General features: G+C 50.7%; 15 protein-coding genes and 1 tRNA gene. 7 read left to right on the top strand and 9 right to left on the bottom strand.

Going from position 1 to position 16,163, the window contains the following annotated elements:
• The first annotated feature begins 11 nt into the window (after nt 1-11).
• A complete protein-coding gene (gene hisB, locus BUA93_RS02870) occupies nt 12-596 on the top strand; it encodes an imidazoleglycerol-phosphate dehydratase HisB (protein WP_072977303.1) in 585 nt (194 codons plus the stop codon).
• Nucleotides 597-694: 98 nt separating this feature from the next.
• Here the strand turns inward: hisB and BUA93_RS02865 are convergent, their stop codons facing one another.
• Nucleotides 695-1,291, bottom strand: a complete 597-nt coding sequence (locus tag BUA93_RS02865) for a hypothetical protein (protein ID WP_072977301.1) — start codon at nt 1,289-1,291, stop codon at nt 695-697.
• 89 nt (nt 1,292-1,380) lie between these two features.
• On the opposite strand from BUA93_RS02865, the gene BUA93_RS02860 reads away from it, so the two are divergent.
• Nucleotides 1,381-1,683 carry a type B 50S ribosomal protein L31 gene (locus tag BUA93_RS02860; protein ID WP_072977299.1) on the top strand — a complete coding sequence of 101 codons (303 nt, stop codon included), beginning with the start codon at nt 1,381-1,383 and terminating at the stop codon, nt 1,681-1,683.
• 61 nt (nt 1,684-1,744) lie between these two features.
• Complete coding sequence (locus BUA93_RS02855; protein ID WP_072977298.1) at nt 1,745-2,602, top strand: hypothetical protein; 858 nt, start codon at nt 1,745-1,747, stop codon at nt 2,600-2,602.
• Between the two features lie 75 nt (nt 2,603-2,677).
• Here BUA93_RS02855 and BUA93_RS02850 read toward each other — a convergent pair whose 3' ends face one another.
• Nucleotides 2,678-3,412: a polysaccharide deacetylase family protein gene (locus BUA93_RS02850; protein ID WP_072977296.1), complete on the bottom strand. Its 735-nt coding sequence runs from the start codon at nt 3,410-3,412 to the stop codon at nt 2,678-2,680.
• Nucleotides 3,413-3,517: 105 nt separating this feature from the next.
• Here BUA93_RS02850 and BUA93_RS02845 point away from each other — a divergent pair, with 105 nt between their 5' ends.
• The 3 genes from BUA93_RS02845 (at nt 3,518) to htpG (ending at nt 7,966) form a co-directional block, all read left to right on the top strand.
• Complete coding sequence (locus BUA93_RS02845; protein WP_072977294.1) at nt 3,518-4,399, top strand: undecaprenyl-diphosphate phosphatase; 882 nt, start codon at nt 3,518-3,520, stop codon at nt 4,397-4,399.
• Nucleotides 4,400-4,426: 27 nt separating this feature from the next.
• A complete protein-coding gene (locus BUA93_RS15830) occupies nt 4,427-5,476 on the top strand; it encodes a hypothetical protein (protein ID WP_139257719.1) in 1,050 nt (349 codons plus the stop codon).
• A 603-nt stretch (nt 5,477-6,079) separates the two neighbouring features.
• Nucleotides 6,080-7,966 (top strand): molecular chaperone HtpG, encoded by a 1,887-nt coding sequence (gene htpG / locus BUA93_RS02830; protein WP_072977289.1) that lies wholly within the window; start codon nt 6,080-6,082, stop codon nt 7,964-7,966.
• A 173-nt stretch (nt 7,967-8,139) separates the two neighbouring features.
• Here htpG and mqnE read toward each other — a convergent pair whose 3' ends face one another.
• From mqnE to BUA93_RS02795, 7 genes are all read right to left on the bottom strand, one after another.
• A complete protein-coding gene (gene mqnE, locus BUA93_RS02825; protein ID WP_072977288.1) occupies nt 8,140-9,180 on the bottom strand; it encodes an aminofutalosine synthase MqnE in 1,041 nt (346 codons plus the stop codon).
• Nucleotides 9,181-9,316: 136 nt separating this feature from the next.
• A tRNA-Met gene (locus tag BUA93_RS02820) sits at nt 9,317-9,389 on the bottom strand.
• A gap of 49 nt (nt 9,390-9,438) precedes the next feature.
• Complete coding sequence (gene pgsA, locus BUA93_RS02815) at nt 9,439-10,596, bottom strand: CDP-diacylglycerol--glycerol-3-phosphate 3-phosphatidyltransferase (RefSeq protein WP_072977286.1); 1,158 nt, start codon at nt 10,594-10,596, stop codon at nt 9,439-9,441.
• Entirely contained in the window at nt 10,597-12,240 is a 1,644-nt protein-coding gene (gene recN / locus BUA93_RS02810) for a DNA repair protein RecN (RefSeq protein WP_072977284.1), read from the bottom strand. It lies immediately after the preceding gene.
• 38 nt (nt 12,241-12,278) lie between these two features.
• Nucleotides 12,279-13,022, bottom strand: coding sequence for a tRNA (guanosine(46)-N7)-methyltransferase TrmB (trmB, locus tag BUA93_RS02805; RefSeq protein ID WP_254793818.1), 744 nt, complete (start codon nt 13,020-13,022; stop codon nt 12,279-12,281).
• A gap of 122 nt (nt 13,023-13,144) precedes the next feature.
• Entirely contained in the window at nt 13,145-14,032 is an 888-nt protein-coding gene (locus tag BUA93_RS02800) for an MBL fold metallo-hydrolase (RefSeq protein WP_072977283.1), read from the bottom strand.
• Nucleotides 14,033-14,251: 219 nt separating this feature from the next.
• On the bottom strand, nt 14,252-14,836 hold the full coding sequence (locus BUA93_RS02795; protein ID WP_072977281.1) for a hypothetical protein: 585 nt from the start codon (nt 14,834-14,836) through the stop codon (nt 14,252-14,254).
• A 210-nt stretch (nt 14,837-15,046) separates the two neighbouring features.
• On the opposite strand from BUA93_RS02795, the gene BUA93_RS02790 reads away from it, so the two are divergent.
• On the top strand, nt 15,047-15,847 hold the full coding sequence (locus BUA93_RS02790) for an exodeoxyribonuclease III (RefSeq protein WP_072978056.1): 801 nt from the start codon (nt 15,047-15,049) through the stop codon (nt 15,845-15,847).
• Nucleotides 15,848-16,163 lie beyond the last annotated feature (316 nt).

Genomic DNA, 16,163 nt, shown 5'->3' with positions numbered 1-16,163 from the left:
GGTCCTTGTTTATGCGCAGTTCGACGATTTCTCGTAAGACCGGCGAAACCGACATTACGTTGTCCCTGAATCTGGATGATTCTACGCCGGGGCAGATCAGCTCCGGTAATGGTTTCCTGGATCACATGCTTAACTTGTTCCAAATTCACGGAGGCATTCACCTGGATTTGAATTGCAAGGGCGATGTGCATGTTGATATGCACCATAGCATGGAAGATATCGCGATTGTGCTTGGCCAGGCGTTAGTGGAATGCCTCGGCGACAAGAAGGGAATCGAACGCTACGGTTTCTACTTTGTGCCGATGGACGAAGCCTTGAGTCGCGTATGCATCGACTTCAGCAACCGCATCGGCTTTGTGTGGAACGTGAAACTCCCGGCTGCCATGGCTGGCGGTATCGAAGCCTCGATGTTTGAACACTTCTTCAAGAGCCTGTGCGAAAATGCCCGCATGAACTTGCATGTGGAACTGTTCTACGGCAACGACAACCATCATTGCCTGGAATCGATCTTCAAGGCATTTGCCCGTGCCGTTGCGATGGCGATTGCTCCGAGCCGCAACGTGAAAGGCATCCCCAGCAGCAAAGGCGTGCTTTAGTGGTTAGTGGTTGGTGGTTAGTGGTTAGGATTTTATCCTGTTTACGGCCTGACGGCCTAACCACTGTTTACTAACCACTGTTTACTAACCACTGTATACTATATCCTAGGTACTCTGACTTTATCGCCGGCGTTCAAGCGCTCCAGCACGACGCCGGCGTTTACTGATTGTAGGGCGGAGAGTACATAGAAGCGGGGGAGTCCTTGGACTCCGGCGCCGTAGGTGCGTTTCAACAGCTTGAACAGGTCGTCGCCTTCGTTTGCGGTGGCCGTTTTGTATAAGCTAGCGTTACTCGGATCGGACTGCAACTTGGAAAGTGCCGTGGCGAATTTGTCGGCAAACGCTTCGGCGCTGTTGTCGGCCGGCTTTGCTGCGTTCGCTTGTTTTGTTCCCGCCGACTTCCCTGCGTGGTTCGCCTTCGCGGAAGCCTCTTTTTTGCCGGTGACCGACCCCGGCAGTTTGAAGACGGGTACCTCGAAAACGTTCATGTTGATGTTCGCTTCGGTTTCGGCGTTCTTCTTGATAGGCTCCAGGGCGAGAATTGAATCTAGTCCTGCAACGTAGGCGCTGTCGGGCCATTCGGTGAGAGGCATCTTTTGATCTGTGACGATGATTTTTGCCACGGGAGCTTCGTTCCCGCAGCCGGTGAAAATCGCTGGAAATCCAATAAAAAGTGCCGTCCACAATGTCTTCATGCTTCCAAAAATACTATTTCCCTTGCCAAAATGGCTAAATTCTTCTAAATTTAGGCTCTCAAAATCAACTACTTCATAGGAAGTTTAAAATGAAAGAAGGTATCCACCCTAACTATCAACCGGTCGTGTTCGTCGATGCGAATACGGGTAAAGAATACATCACCCGCTCCACGAAGTCTTCCGCCGAAAAGAAGACTATCGATGGTGTTGAATATAGCGTAATTTCTCTCGAAATTACGGCTGATACCCATCCGTTCTGGACGGGCAAGCAGCATCGCGTGGATACGGCTGGCCGTATCGATCGCTTCAACAAGCGTTTCGCTGGCAACATCACTGGTGCAAAGCGCAAGACCCGCAAGGCTGCGCCCGCCAAGGCTGAAGACGCCGAATAATTACATACAAATTGGGCTCCCTGCTTAAGTGAAGGGGGCCTTTTTTTCAAAAAGGATTCTCATGAAGAAGCAACTCTTTATTGGTGCAGCCGCTCTCGTGGCCATGGCTATGACCGGTTGCCAGAAGACCGGCACCATCGAAGGTGTCGTCCTCGATCCGTTTACTGGCAAGGCTGTTGAAATGCCGACCGTTTGGATGGATTCTACCATCTTCGGTACGCAGAACCCGAAGTACCCGTACAAGGCTGATCTCCAGCAGGGTAAGTTCAAGTTTGAAAAGGTTCCCGTTGGCGAATACCTGATCAAGGCTCGCCGTTCCAAGTATATTCTCGGCCAGCAGAAGATTACGACCGACGAAAAGAACCCGAACCTCTCTGTGACTCTGTACGAATACAGCGACCAGATCAAGCCGGGTCTCTACAAGAGCGGCACGACCGAAGGCCCCGAAAAGATTGATAACCAGTGGGTTGTCTATTCTACGAGCTGCAGCGAATCCGTTGCCGGTTACCGTTTGACGATGCCCATTGCTACGGATGCCGCCAAGGTTCCGGGCAAGAAGGACAAGAAGAAGAAAAAGGCTGACAAGGGCGCCAAGGTTTCTAACCTCCCGGCTCCGTTGGCTGTGGACGCAGCACTCAACGTGTTCTACGTGAATGCTAGCTCCGTGACTTCTCCGCTGGTCGTGACTTCCTTCCCGGCTGTGGAAGGCAAGGTGGCTGACCATGCTGACTGCCAGGGCTTCGGTGCCGACGAAAAGACCGGTCTCTTTGTGGACAAGGCCAAGGGCACGACTCTGAACGTGGAATACAAGGCTGAAAACCTGTTCCAGGTGACGGGCAACCTTCCGAAGGGCAAGCAGATTATTCAGCTCTCTCAGGATGGCAAGACCTTGCAGACCTACTACTTCCTGGTTAAGTAATCTAGTCTCGCTTGAAATTTGAAAACCGGTTGCTCTCGCAGCCGGTTTTTCTATTTGCTGATAATTGGTCCTTGATTACAGGTCTTTGTATTGTGTAAGTCTTCTTCCGCAACCGAGGGCCGTGCGGATGAGGTTCTTGATTTGAATCTCGTGCTGAGGAAAGTCCACCGGATGCAGTGCGATGCGGGGGAGGCCCACCGGAACTTTCAGGATGATGTCTCCGAATTTGAAAGCGGTCTTCGTCATGAAATCGGGGATGCCTGCGAAACTTGCGACAGGTGAGGCGTAGCGTTTGCCACGAGAAGTCACGAGCGCGAACCTGTCCTCGTAGAGCATCTTTTCGGCGTGGACTTGCGTGGGCAGGAACTTGTTGCTGTACCAGGTCGGAGGAATGAATGCGGTGGGCTTTTCAATGTCATTCCGGACCTGACCCGGAACCTCGAAAAGTTTTTCCCAGGCGTCGAGTCCTGCATGTAGGAGTCTGCTGGATTCAAATTCGCTGAGGCCCGCGAATTCCGCTTCGCCTTGGGTAAGATTCATGGCGATAAGCCCGGCGTAGCTGCGGCCCTGGCTGAATTCTGCCTTGTGCTTGAATCCGTGGAGAGCGAGCTCGAAGCCTTCTGATTTTAGCTGGGTGAGTGTGGCTCGAAAATCGCGGACGGTGTCCGAAGGGGCGGTCTCGGTGTCGGGAATGACGAGTATGCTGAATGGGGCTCCGGCAAGGTCCTTGAGCTTTTCGAGGATTGGGGTCACCTTCTGGTAATTCCAGACGCTGAAATCGTGAAAGCAGAGAAGAAATTTACGAGCCATGCAATTAATATAGTAATTAGAGCTTAGATCTTAGAGTTTAGAACTTAGATTATTATTCTAAGCTCTACCAACTAAGTTCTACCAACTTTTGCTAAATTTCCACTTATGATTGAATCTATTATTCTCGGCTTCTTGCAGGGCCTCGCTGAATTTCTACCCATCTCCAGTTCCGGTCACCTCGTTATCGGACACGAACTTTTAGGCATGAACGAAGCGGGCATGTTCTTCGACATCATGCTCCACGCCGGAACGCTTCTTTCCATCTTCGTGGTGTTCCACAAGAAGATTACCGACATCATTGTGGGTTGTATCCGTAGGAATCCCGAACAGCTCCGTGAAGCGGGCTACATCGTTCTCGCGAGCATTCCGACGGCGATGATCGGCCTCGGCTTCAAGGACTTGCTTGAAGGCCTGTTTGAAAATCCGCGTGCCGTGTGCGTGGCGGAACTCTTTACGGGCTTGCTCCTGTTTACCTCGCAGTGGGGCGCAACCGGTGCCAAGCATCCGGATAACGAAGGCGTCAAGATGAACTGGTGGCGTGCGTTGGTGACGGGCGTCGTGCAGGGCATTGCCTGCATCCCGGGTATCAGCCGCAGCGGCTCTACCATTAGCGCGATGATGTTCATGGGCGTGAACCGCAAGTACGCGGGTGAATTCAGCTTCCTGATGAGTATCCCTGCCGTGGGTGGTGCCGCACTCCTCGACTGCATCAAGTGGATCAAATGCCAGTCGATGACCGGTGAAAGTGTCAAGCTTGCGCTTGAAAATGCGACGCCGGAACAGGCGCAGGACATTTCTGAAAAGGCGATGAGGTGCGCCATGGCCGGTGGTTTTACCCCCGAACTTCTGGTGGGGATGTTGGTATCCTTCATCTTCGGCATCATCGCCCTCAAGTGGCTCATGACCTTCTTGCAGAAGGGAAAGTTCCAGCACTTCGCCTGGTACGTATGGGCCGTGGGTATCTTCGGATTGATTTTCATGAAATAGACTTTATATGTAGAAAAGGATCTTTATATGAAGACTATTTCAAGTAGACCATTTCTTAGTTCTTGTATCGCACTGATGTCTGCAATTTTTATCTCTGCATGCGGAGACGATAACAGTTCCAGTGCCACAGATTCGCCAATAGAATCTTCTAGCAGCATAGAATACATTGAGCCCACAATCAATAGTTCAGCTGACTCCGACTCTGTCGAAAGTAGTTCCAGGCAGCACACTATCTCTAGTGAATCCTCGGTGCCATCCAATGTCTCAGAATCTTATTCTAGCGCAAATGAATCCTTCTCCAGTGCCATTGAATCTTCATCTAGTATCGGAACATCCTCGTCAACGACAATAGTTTCCTCATCCAGCATCGAAAGTAGCAATAGTAACGAAGTTACAAGTAGTAGCACAAAGAAAGATACGGTGGTTGAAAGTAGTAGTAGCAAGGTTGAAGATAAAAGCAGTAGCAGTATCAATGATAAGAAAGAAGAAAGTAGTTCTTCTATGGAAAAGAAAAATGTAAGTTCTTCTAGTGAAAAGGTTACCGTTAGTTCTTCAAGTGAAAAGAATGTTGAAAGTAGCTCTTCTAGTGAACTTATTGTAAGTAGTTCTAGCGAAAAGAAAGTAGAAAGCAGTTCTTCTAGTAAAATTGTTGAAAGTAGTTCTTCGGAAAAAATTGTGAATAGTTCTTCTAGTGATAATGATGATTATATTGATGAAAATGAACCGAAGAGTACAGAACCTCATTATGTAGAATTAGATGAATTGAAACTTAATGGGTTTAGAGTTGAAAATAACATAGCCTATCTTTCTTGGGAAAATAACACTAATTACACAATGCAAATCAATGTAACTTATAGAATTGGTTGCAATTTAGTCGGTGTTGCTGATAGTACCATTATGTACACAATTAAAGCAAATAGTGTAAAGGAAAAAGCAATTTATGAAATTAAAAATAATGCAGAAACTTGTAGAGGTGAAATAAAAAACATTACAGCTACGGAAAATGATAAAAGTAATTTTGTTGGTTGGAAATGGGGTTCTGATAGGGGTGTTGAAAGAATACAGTTTTATAACTAAGTATAATCATTAAACTAATTTTTAAAAGGTGCTGACAAAGCACCTTTTCTTTTTATATTTGAATTATTCAATAGGGGAAGCAAAAAGAAAAGTTTATTGAAAAACACAAAAAGTAAAAAATGATAAACATTACATTTTGTTTTTATTTTTGGTCTTATAGAGGCTCTTTGTGAGCAGAGGAAAACGATAAGCCGGGCGTTGCGGGTCGGCATCTGAGACCCGCAGTAGGGGTAGCGTATGCCGCAGGCGGCAGAAGCGAGGGGGATTCCTCCCCCTCTTTATCCTATTTATGATTATCATCTTTAAAATAATAATCACGTTTATCGTTTTAAAGATTCCCTCCGCATCGTATCGAGGATGACATGGCGCAGACCCGTTCTCACGTCTCGTTTGGCACGGTTCTTGCATCTTCTATAGCGAAAACAAGGCAGGACCGTTATTTTGTTTCATTTTGAAACATTATGGTGGCCTAGACCGCTCGAAAATTAAACATCAAGCCTTCGCGAATAGAGCTTTTCGCTGCCCAAACCTCAAAGGGTCAACGTCCGACCTCAAAGCGCAGCGACCTCAAAGCACGAAGTGCGACCCAAATAGGAGATCTATATGGCAACAGAGAAGATGGAATTCCAGACCGAAGTTCGCGACATGCTGAACTTGATGATCAACTCCCTTTACAGCAACAAGGAAATCTTCCTCCGCGAACTCGTTTCGAACGCGGCGGACGCACTGGACAAGCGCCGTTTCCTCTCGCTTTCTAACGCCGACTTGCTTCCGCAGGGCACGCAGCTCCGCATCGACATCTCGGTGAACAAGGAAGGCAAGAGAATCGTTGTGGAAGACAACGGTATCGGCATGAACAAGGAAGACTTGATCAACTGCCTGGGTACCATTGCCCGTAGCGGCACCAAGAACTTCATCAAGAATTTGAAGGAAGGCGACAAGGGCAGCGTCGATCTCATCGGCCAGTTCGGTGTAGGTTTCTACTCCGTGTTCATGGTCGCGAAGAAGGTCGAAGTCCTCACGCTCAAGGCCGGCGAAAAGCAGGGCTACCTGTGGTCTTCCGAAGGCACAGGCGAATTCGAGATTTCTGAAGCCCCGCGCGACAAGGTGGGCACCAAGATCACCTTGTACCTGAAGGACGACGAAGACGCGGTCGACTTCGCCAGCGAATGGAAGATCAAGGACATCGTCCAGAAGTACAGCGGCTTCGTGAGCTACGGCATCTACTTCCACCCGGAGCCGACCAAGAATGACAAGGGCGAACTCGAAGAAAAGCCCGAAGAACGTTTGAACGAAAAGCAGGCCTTGTGGCGCCAGAGCGAAAAGGAAGTCACCGAGGAACAGTACAAGGACTTCTACAACGTTATCAGCCACGAAGCCGACGAACCGGCCGCCTGGAGCCACAGCCACGCCGAAGGTTCCCAGGAATTCTGGAGCCTCGTGTACATTCCGTCGAAGGCCCCGTTCAACATCTGGCACAACGACGCACTGCACGGCCTCAAGCTGTACGTGAAGAAAGTCTTTATCATGGACGACTGCAAGGACTTGCTGCCGCCGTGGCTCCGCTTTGTGCGCGGCGTGGTGGATAGTGAAGACTTGCCGCTGAACGTGTCCCGTGAAATCTTGCAGAACAACAAGATTATCACCAACATTCGTAAGCACGTGATCAAGAAGGTGCTCGACACCTTACAGAACATGGCCGACAAGGATGCCGCCAAGTACAATGCCTGGTGGCGCGAACTCGGCATGGTGCTGAAGGAAGGCTTCTACATGAACTGGGAACATCTTGACGAACTCAAGAAGTTGCTCCGTTTCGAAAGCACCAAGACGGAAGGCGACGCTCTCGTGGGCCTCGACGAATACGTGAAGCGCATGCCGGAAGGCCAGAAGGAAATCTACTACCTCATCGGCGACAAGAACGCCGTGAAGTCTAACCCGATGCTCGAAGCCTTCAAGGCCAAGGGTTACGAAGTGTTGCTCATGAGCGACGGCATCGACGAATTCATGATGTCGAGCCTCACCGAATTCGGCGACAAGAAGTTCCACGACATCGCCTGCGGCGACGTGGACTTCGAAAAGACCGAAGACGAAAAGAAGGCCGAAGAAGCTAACAAGGGCATCTTCAAGGGACTCTGCGAAAACCTGCAGAAGGTCTTGGACGAAGATATCAAGGAAGTCCGCGTGTCTAGCCGCCTCAAAGATAGCCCCTGCTGCCTCGTGACCAGCGAAGACGCCATGAGCGCCCAGATGGAACGCATGATGAAGGCCATGGGCCAGAAGAACTTGCCGAAGAGCAAGCGCATCCTGGAAATCAACCCGACGCACCCGATTTGCGAAATGCTCAAGAAGAAAGCCGAAGCCAAGGAAGACCTGGGCGATTGGCCGAAGGCCCTCTACGGTCAGGCATTGCTTGCCGAAGGCACTCCGCTCCCCAACCCGGCTGAATACGTGTCCGCGATTACAAAACTGCTGACCGCCAGCGTGAAGTAAGGTCACTGTGCCGGTGCGCTGAGTTTGTCGAAGCATTGCCGAAGTGCCGCCTTTGGCGTCATTCTCGAGTGCTATGCACGAGGGAATCCATACGATTACATACAAAAGACCGCGAAACAATCGCGGCCTTTTTCGATGAAATTCTACGCATTTTTTTCTACGAACGATTCTCGTTAAGAGAATCTTTCATATAATGCATCGCGTTCGACCGGTTCCAATCCTTCATTCAAAATCAGGGACTTCATGCGCTCGGGGCTCATGCCCACGGGGACCGTGGCGCCGGCGGCGTGCGTAATCTTTTCTTCGATAATCGTTCCGTCCAAATCAGAGGCGCCGGCGTGGAGCGCCTTCATCGCGGTCTCGATGCCCATTTGAATCCAGTAGGCTTTTATGTGCGGGAAATTGTCGAGGAAAAGCCTTGCGACGGCGACCGTACGCAGAATGTCTTCTTCGCTGGTGATGTTCGGGACAATCTTGTGCAGCGCGTTATGTTCCGGGTGGTACACCAGCGGAATGAAGGCGAAAAAGCCCGGAGCTTCATCCTGCAAGTCGCGAAGCATCTTCATGTGGGCAATGCGATCTTCAATTTTTTCGATGTGCCCGAAAAGCATCGTCGCGTTTGTCGGAATGCCAATCTTGTGGGCCGCACGGTGAACATCCAGCCATTCCTCGCCGGTTTCCTTGCCAGGGCATATCTGGTCGCGGACGTCTTGCACCAGGATTTCGGCGCCACCGCCAGGCAGTGCGTCAAGGCCTGCTTCTTTCAGCGTCGTCATAATTTGCAGCGGCGTCTGCCCCGAAAGTTTCGCGAAGTGGCAAATTTCTACGGCGGTAAACGCCTTCAGGTTCACTTTAGGGAATTCCACGCGGAGCTTGCGCAACATTTCGATGTAGTAGTCGAACGGATGGTCCGGATGGAGCCCTCCTACAATATGCAGTTCACGGGCTCCGCCTGCAATCGCTTCGGCAGCCTTGTTTCGAATCGTATCGTAGTCCCAGTCGTAGGCGGTAGGGGAATCCTTCTTGATTTTTGAAAACGCGCAGAACTTGCAGTGTAGCACGCACACGTTGGTGTAATTAATCTGGCGGTTATTCACCCAGTACACGGACTTGCCGTGGCGACGTTCTTTTTCTGCGTTTGCTCGGACGCAGAGTTCGTCGAGCGGGGCGTTCAAGAATAAGTCTAATGCTTCGGATTCTGTAAGGCGTGACATATATGGTGTAAATTTACAAAAAAGCGGGTGAGAACAGAAATGTCTATTTTCGTGGTGAAAAAAAAGAGGTGTACAGTCTAAAGTAATACAATAATTAAAAAAGAATCCGCCCCTTGAAGGACGGATTTCTTATTAGTAGCGGGGGCAGGACTTGGACCTGCGACCTCCGGGTTATGAGCCCGACGAGCTACCAACTGCTCTACCCCGCGTCGAAGTTAGCCCATATATAGAAATTTTTAATACCCATGTCAAGGGTTGCTAAACGAATTTTTTCAGAATGTGCTTGCTGGCGACGAAATAGTCGATTCCGCTAATGATGGTAATCGCTGTTATGCACCCCATCACGGTCTTCGGGAATACGTTCCAGAAAGCCTGGTAATTGGGGATAATTGATTCCATTGGGTTGAGTGCCCCAACGAGAATGGCGACAATCCCGATGCCTTGCAGGGCCGTTTTCCATTTTCCGCTACGGCGGGCCGGCATGATGAGGCCTTCGCTTGCGGCGAGCGTGCGGAGCGTCTCTACACTCGACTCGCGGAAGTAAATCAGGGCGACCATCCACACCGGGGCGTATCCCGTAGCGATAAAGCACATAAAAATCGTCATGTTCGATATTTTGTCGCTGAACGGGTCAAGGTACTTGCCGAGCGTGCTGACTTCGCCCATTGCACGGGCGAGTTTTCCGTCGAGAAAATCGGTAAGCATGAACCCTAGCACCATGATGAGGGCTAGGCTCTTGAAAACGATGCTGTTGTTGCTGTAATCGAGGTCGTTGTCGTAGAAGAATACCCACAAAAAGAATGGCGTGAGTACGATGCGGCTCATGGTGAGCTGGCTTGCAATTGAAAGCGGCTTACGGTGAGCAGGATCGCGGTAGTACCAGTAGGCGTAAGCGACGGTCGATGCGATAATCAGGAGGATCGAGGATACCATGCAAATCTGCTGGTAGTCTTCGAGGTTCAGCAGGTAGACGCCCATCGTAATGGTGATGACGATGTTCGAAAGCTTGCTCCAGCGTCGCTTGCGGGGGAGCGACTTTCCTTCGCGGAGAACCCCGAGGCTGAACAGTGTGTGGGCGACTAGGCGCGCGAGCAGGAATACACATCCGACGGCGAGCAGTTTTTCGGTCTGGTCGTTTTGCAACAGGTCGCGCACGAAAATGCTTGTCATCACGGCGAATGAAAGGAAACCATCGATTACGTTCAGCCAAAGTCTGTAATAGGGCTTTTCAATTTCCTGCGAACGGAGTTGGTACAAGTTAACCCAACCCATAATAAGGGCTACAGCGACCAGGGCGCAGGCGATTTTGGCCATGCCCATCCAGATAAATACGATGACCGCGATAAAGACTGCCGCGCGCAATACGCTCCAGATGCGAGTGCGTAACCGGATGTCGGATGTCTGTTCTTCTGTCATTTAAGCCTCTAAAAGTTGTCTTGCGTGTTCGCGAACGGTGTCGCTTTCGCCGCCGAGCATGCGAGAAAGTTCATTCACTCGGCCTTCGTGGTCGAGTTCCTTTACATGCGTGTAAGTGCGTCCGTCGATTTCGTCCTTGCTGACGGCGAGCTGGTTTACGGCGCGACTTGCCACCTGGTGCAGGTGCGTAATCGTGAGCACCTGGTGGTGTTTGCCTAAGTTCTTGAGTGCGATGCCGATGCTGTTGCCGACTTCGCCGCTGATGCCGGAGTCTACTTCATCGAATATCAAGAGGGGGACGCGGTCGAGGTCGGCCATGACACTCTTGATGGAAAGCAATACGCGGGAAAGTTCGCCGCCCGAAACCGCCTTTTGCAGGCTCTTGAAACCTTCGCCGGGGTTTGGGGCGAGCGTGAATTCAATCTTGTCCGCACCGTTCGGCGACAGGGGCTGCATTGTAATCGCGGTCGTAAAGATGGCCTTCGGCATGCCGAGCGTGTGCAAAATGTCGCTTACCGCCTTGTCGTAACGGGCGGCGGCTTCCTGGCGGGATGCCGTCAGCTTGAGGGCGGTCGCCTGCAACGCATCGAGCGCCTTTTTGGATTGCCTTGCGAGTTCTTCGAGGTCGGCATCTAGGTTCTCGAGACTCGAAAGTTCTTCGCCGCGTTGTTCGGTCAAGGCGATTAGGCCCGCGACGTCGGTGCGGTACTTGCGCTTGAGTTTCTGGATCGCGGCGATGCGGGCGTTGGCGCGGTCGATATCGGCAGCACTCATGGCCGCAGCGGGGCGGAGCCTCAGCAGGTCCTTGCAGACGCTTTCGTAGGGGTCGGTCACTTCTTCGAGCGACTTCAAATAATCTTCGTAGTCGGGAAGCTTTGTCGCCAAGGAGCGCAGCTTGGACGTGAGAATTTGCACTTGGTCCAGGAGACCGTTTTCTCCGCCGAGCATTCCCTGGATTTCGTTCAGGTAGCGGGTTTCTGCTTCCTGCTTGCTTGCGCTGTTGACTTTTTCTTCGAGGGCTTCTTCTTCGCCTTCCTTGAGGGCTGCTTTCGAAAGTTCATCGAACTGGAATTTTAAAAAATCCTTTTGCGCGGCGAGATTTTTCGCCCGTTCTTCGGTCACCCTGATTTCATCCTGGATTTTGTTCCACTGGGTCCAGTGCGTCCCGTATTCCCTGAGCAGTTCGCCGTTCCCTGCAAAGTCGTCAAGCATCTTGGTGTGGGTACGCGTGTCGCGAAGCAGGAGCTGTTCGCTCTGGCCGTGCATCTGGATAAGTTCTTCGCCCAGACGCTGCAAGTCGGGGAGTGCGACAATCGCTCCGTTCACGCGGGCGCGGCTCTTGCCGTTCTCCTGGATTTCGCGGCGGATAATGAGTTCGTCGCCCTCGTCCAGTTCCAGTTCTTCAAGAACCTTCTTCACCTGCGGCTCGTTCGAAATGTCGAAGGACGCTTCGACCACGGCTTTCTCTTCGCCGGTGCGGACCATCGAGGCCTGGGCCTTGTCGCCGCATACGATGCGGAGTGCTTTAAGAAGTACCGATTTTCCAGCGCCGGTCTCGCCGGTAATCGCTGTAAAACCTTCGCGGAAGGGAACTTCCGCTTGCGCAATCAAAGTAAATCCACTAATCGACAGGTGCTTGAGCATGGTGACTATAAACTAGCAAATTCGTTTGACACGAAGTGTCATTTTTCGAACTCAATGACGCTTCTGTAAATGGGACGGCCTTCCTTGCGATATTTCTTTTCGAAGCCGGTCATGATTCCTTCGGTGGGTTCGGCCGTGTTGCGTTGCAAAATCTTGCAGCCCTTGAAGTTGTCGAAAACCTCGAGGGCGACCTCGTTGTATTCCTGATGGTCGGTTCCCCAGTAAAAAATGCGCTTGCCCGGCTTAAGTACGCGAGCGACTTCCTTGAGAAAATCAGGACGCAAGAGGCGGTTCTTGTGGTGGCGTTCTTTCGGCCAGGGGTCCGGGAAATACATGTGAAATGCGTCGACGGTGTTGTCCTTGACGCAGTCGCGCAAGAAGTAGAAAACATCTCCGCGGAGCATAGTGGCGTTGGCGAGTGCGCCCGCCTTGTCCATCTTGCGCTGGGCGAACTTGGCCCAGGTGTAGTCCCATTCGCTACCCATGATTACGAGGTCCGGGTGCTTGGGGGCGTATTCGGAAAGGAAACCGCCCTTGCCGCTTCCGATTTCGACTTCCACGCGGGCGTCGGCCTTGCCTGCGATTTGCGGGAACATGTCCTTCCACTCAAAGTCAAGTTTGTGGGGGAGTCCGTCGGGTGTTGCAATCGGCTTTCGGTCGCCGTGCGTGCGGAACACGTAGTGCCATAGTCCCTTCGATTCCGGATCTTCCTTCAGGTCGCGGTAGAATTCGGGAATGATGACTTCCTTTTCAACGTCTTCAATGTTTTCGATATCGCTCATATTCTTTTTCTTAAAAAAATCGTTCACCTGTGGATCCCGTCATTTTGCTTCGCTACATTCTAAGATGACTTAAATAGATGCGTCATCCTTGACCAACGGGAGGGGATCCTGATTGGTCTCTTTTAAATAAATGCTACGATTCTATCTATAAACCTCTCCGGGATTTCTTTAGCGATCATTTCGCGGATGTATTTTTCGGAATACTTCATCGAAAAGTGCGCGAGGATAATTTTTTCGCATTCTACGCGGTCACCCATGCGGTTCAGGGCGTCGGCTATCTGGCGGATATGCGTGTGTCCTTTCTTATGGCTCATTTCGTAGTCTTCGGGGGCGAGGAAGGTACATTCCGTAATCAGCACCTTGGACTGGAATACGCGATAGTTTTCCAGGAGACTTTCGCCCATGCAGTCACCCATGAAGCTCACCAGCGGATCGTAGACTTCGCGGGTGATTTCGGTGCCGCTTGTGCGCAACTTGATGATTTCGTCGGCAGAAAGTCCCAGATATTCGTCCTTGAGTTTCTTCTTGTAATAGTACAGTGTGCCGCCCATGGCAGGAATCGAATGCTTGACGTTGAATGCTTCGAATGCAAGGTCCTTGCGGTGTTCCAGGAACTGGATGTCGCCCGCCGTCACGGGGACGATGTCGGGGTAGCGGAACTTGTTTTCGGGCACGCCTTCGAACATGGCTTCGGAACGGATCCAGTCGCGGGCTCCGTCGCAAATGTATTCGGGCATGTAGTAGACACTTTCGCGTTCAACGCCCATCATCTTGCGCAGGCTGTGGTGACGCATCAGGCAACGCGCGTGATCACCGTGCGCGTGAGTCAAGAACACATGGTTGATGGAGGTTGCCGAAAGCGGGCATTCGCCCATGTCGATGCAGAAATCCAACTCGGGAAGCTGAATGTAGGTCGCCAGTCCCGAAATCGAAAAGCCGGAGACGGTCGTGCACGAAGTCTCTAGGTGAACCTGCTTTAATGCGTTATGAATGTACTTGCTTTCAGCCATGACGTGGGAACAAATGTAGCATTTTAGATTTTAGGACTTAGAGCTTAGAACTTAGAAAACGTCTAAATTCAATAAAAAAAGAACTTGGGTTAATTCGGAATTCAGAATTCGTTTTTTATCAAAAAAATTCGTCTAATTTTACTTAGACGAATTAGGAATAATTTAATATGAAATACGCCGTAGGCGTCAATTCCGAAATCTGAACTCAGAAATCTGAAATTACTTCGTCTTTGCGTTTTCGGCAACGAGCTTGTCGAAGTCGGCGCAACTCAAGGCCTCGATGTGGTTACCCATGGCGACGCTACGCGTACGGGCGTTACCCCTCTTTTCGGGAATGCGGAAGCAGTATTCGTAGGTGTTGCCCTTGTCGGTCGGGATGCCCATCTTGAAGATGCGGATGCGTTCTGCACCCTTGTTGTAAATTTCGTGGTAATCGTAGGTGTTGCGGATTTTTTCAAGTCGCTTCTGCTGGGTGAATTCAATTTCGTCCATAATCGGGCCGTCCAGATACAGCGGAAGGTTGTTCTGGAAACGGAGCTCCAGCTGGCCGTTGGACTTGACGATGGAGGTTTCTTGCGGCTTGATCAGGTAGCGCTGCTGCGGGATGTTCTTATAGGCAAAAGTGCGAACCGTGCGGACCCCGCACATTTCTCGCATGTCGGGCTGTTCGACGAAGTCAATTTCGCGGCAGATGGGAGGCATGTTGGTGGGAACTTCCAGGTTTTCGCCCGAATTTGAACCGGCACAGGCGGAAAGGAGGGAGAGCAAAGCGATACCAGAGAAGAACAAAATTGAAGATTTCATACGCTAAATATAATTTTATTATTCAGTTTGGCATATTTTTTCTTTAGAATTGTGATAAAATTTGAATAAAGTTTGTAAATTTTGTTTATCACTCTTGCCGTTTGAGTGAAATTTGAGCCAGTTTTCCGTTTCGCGGCAATATCGAAAAGTTTTTACGCATTTGTGCAGTAAAAAAATGTATTTTTGGCGCGGATTAAGATTTGGGTTTATATGAATATTTACAGTTGGAACGTAAATGGCCTCCGCTCCGCCCTCAAGAAGGGCTTTTCGGATTGGTTTGCCGCAACGAAGCCGGATATCCTGTGCTTGCAGGAAGTTCGTGCCGAAGTGGACCAGATTCCCGACGAGGTCGCTAAGCCCGAAGGATACTTTGCCTACTGGAACCCGTGCCGCCGCAAGAAAGGCTACAGCGGGGTAGGCATCTATACGCAGATTGAACCCGACCGTGTGAACTACGGTTTCGACATCGAGGAATTCGACGAAGAGGGCCGCGTGCTCCAGCTCGTGTTCCCGGATTGGGTGCTGAATTCCATTTATTTCCCGAATGGTGGCCAGGGCGACGACCGCCTGGACTACAAGCTTCGCTTTTATGATGCGTTCCTCGAGAACAGCAAACGCTGGGTGGCGGATGGCAAGCATGTGGTGACTGTCGGCGACTATAACACTTGTCACAAGGAAATCGATATTGCACGGCCCAAGGATAACGAGGACGTGAGCGGCTTTTTGCCTATCGAACGCGCCTGGATGGACAAGTATGTAGAAAATGGATTCGTGGATTCGTTCCGCAAGCTGCATCCCGATGAACGCGACCGCTATTCTTGGTGGTCCAACCGCTTTGGCGCCCGCAAGCGCAACGTAGGGTGGCGCATTGACTACGCCTTTGTAGACGAAGGCCTGGTGCCGAATATCGTGAGTGCCGAAATCCATTCCGATGTCATGGGTTCGGACCATTGCCCGATCAGCATCGAGCTTGAACCGCCGTTCGCCCCGCTGCCGATCTGCCACGAGTAAGATCGCTAAAACAGGGTTTAGGAATCCTTTTTTGTACTGCTTTGACGTTCTGTGTCGTATATGTCTCAGGTTGAGTCATATAGAAAAATTTCTGCTCGAAAAGTTAAAAAAATTTCTGTTTTCAGTCCAAACTTCTCAATTTTAGAACAAATTTTTCCTATCTTGTGCCGTCAAGAAAACAATGTCGTTTTCTAAAAAAATCTCCATTAGGAGGACTTTATCATGAAAAAATTTGCAGCGCTTCTCCTCTGCGCAGCTTCCCTCTCCCTCATTGGTTGCGGTGGCAAGGCCGGCCTCAAGAATATCGACCCGACTT

The sequence above is a fragment of the Fibrobacter sp. UWH4 genome (assembly GCF_900142475.1).
GTDB lineage: Bacteria > Fibrobacterota > Fibrobacteria > Fibrobacterales > Fibrobacteraceae > Fibrobacter.
The sequence above is the reverse complement of the archived record's forward strand: the minus strand, read 5'-3'. Positions and strand labels throughout refer to the sequence as shown.

What these genes read in the sequence shown, in the direction of transcription:
- trmB (WP_254793818.1), bottom strand. Translation starts at nt 13,022, where the DNA reads ATGAGCGATATCGAAAACATTGAAGACGTTGAAAAGGAAGTCATCATT.
- BUA93_RS02860 (WP_072977299.1), top strand. Translation starts at nt 1,381, where the DNA reads ATGAAAGAAGGTATCCACCCTAACTATCAACCGGTCGTGTTCGTCGAT.
- BUA93_RS02845 (WP_072977294.1), top strand. Translation starts at nt 3,518, where the DNA reads ATGATTGAATCTATTATTCTCGGCTTCTTGCAGGGCCTCGCTGAATTT.
- BUA93_RS02850 (WP_072977296.1), bottom strand. Translation starts at nt 3,412, where the DNA reads ATGGCTCGTAAATTTCTTCTCTGCTTTCACGATTTCAGCGTCTGGAAT.
- BUA93_RS02790 (WP_072978056.1), top strand. Translation starts at nt 15,047, where the DNA reads ATGAATATTTACAGTTGGAACGTAAATGGCCTCCGCTCCGCCCTCAAG.
- recN (WP_072977284.1), bottom strand. Translation starts at nt 12,240, where the DNA reads ATGCTCAAGCACCTGTCGATTAGTGGATTTACTTTGATTGCGCAAGCG.
- mqnE (WP_072977288.1), bottom strand. Translation starts at nt 9,180, where the DNA reads ATGTCACGCCTTACAGAATCCGAAGCATTAGACTTATTCTTGAACGCC.
- BUA93_RS02795 (WP_072977281.1), bottom strand. Translation starts at nt 14,836, where the DNA reads ATGAAATCTTCAATTTTGTTCTTCTCTGGTATCGCTTTGCTCTCCCTC.
- htpG (WP_072977289.1), top strand. Translation starts at nt 6,080, where the DNA reads ATGGCAACAGAGAAGATGGAATTCCAGACCGAAGTTCGCGACATGCTG.
- pgsA (WP_072977286.1), bottom strand. Translation starts at nt 10,596, where the DNA reads ATGACAGAAGAACAGACATCCGACATCCGGTTACGCACTCGCATCTGG.
- hisB (WP_072977303.1), top strand. Translation starts at nt 12, where the DNA reads ATGCGCAGTTCGACGATTTCTCGTAAGACCGGCGAAACCGACATTACG.
- BUA93_RS02855 (WP_072977298.1), top strand. Translation starts at nt 1,745, where the DNA reads ATGAAGAAGCAACTCTTTATTGGTGCAGCCGCTCTCGTGGCCATGGCT.
- BUA93_RS02865 (WP_072977301.1), bottom strand. Translation starts at nt 1,291, where the DNA reads ATGAAGACATTGTGGACGGCACTTTTTATTGGATTTCCAGCGATTTTC.
- BUA93_RS02800 (WP_072977283.1), bottom strand. Translation starts at nt 14,032, where the DNA reads ATGGCTGAAAGCAAGTACATTCATAACGCATTAAAGCAGGTTCACCTA.
- BUA93_RS15830 (WP_139257719.1), top strand. Translation starts at nt 4,427, where the DNA reads ATGAAGACTATTTCAAGTAGACCATTTCTTAGTTCTTGTATCGCACTG.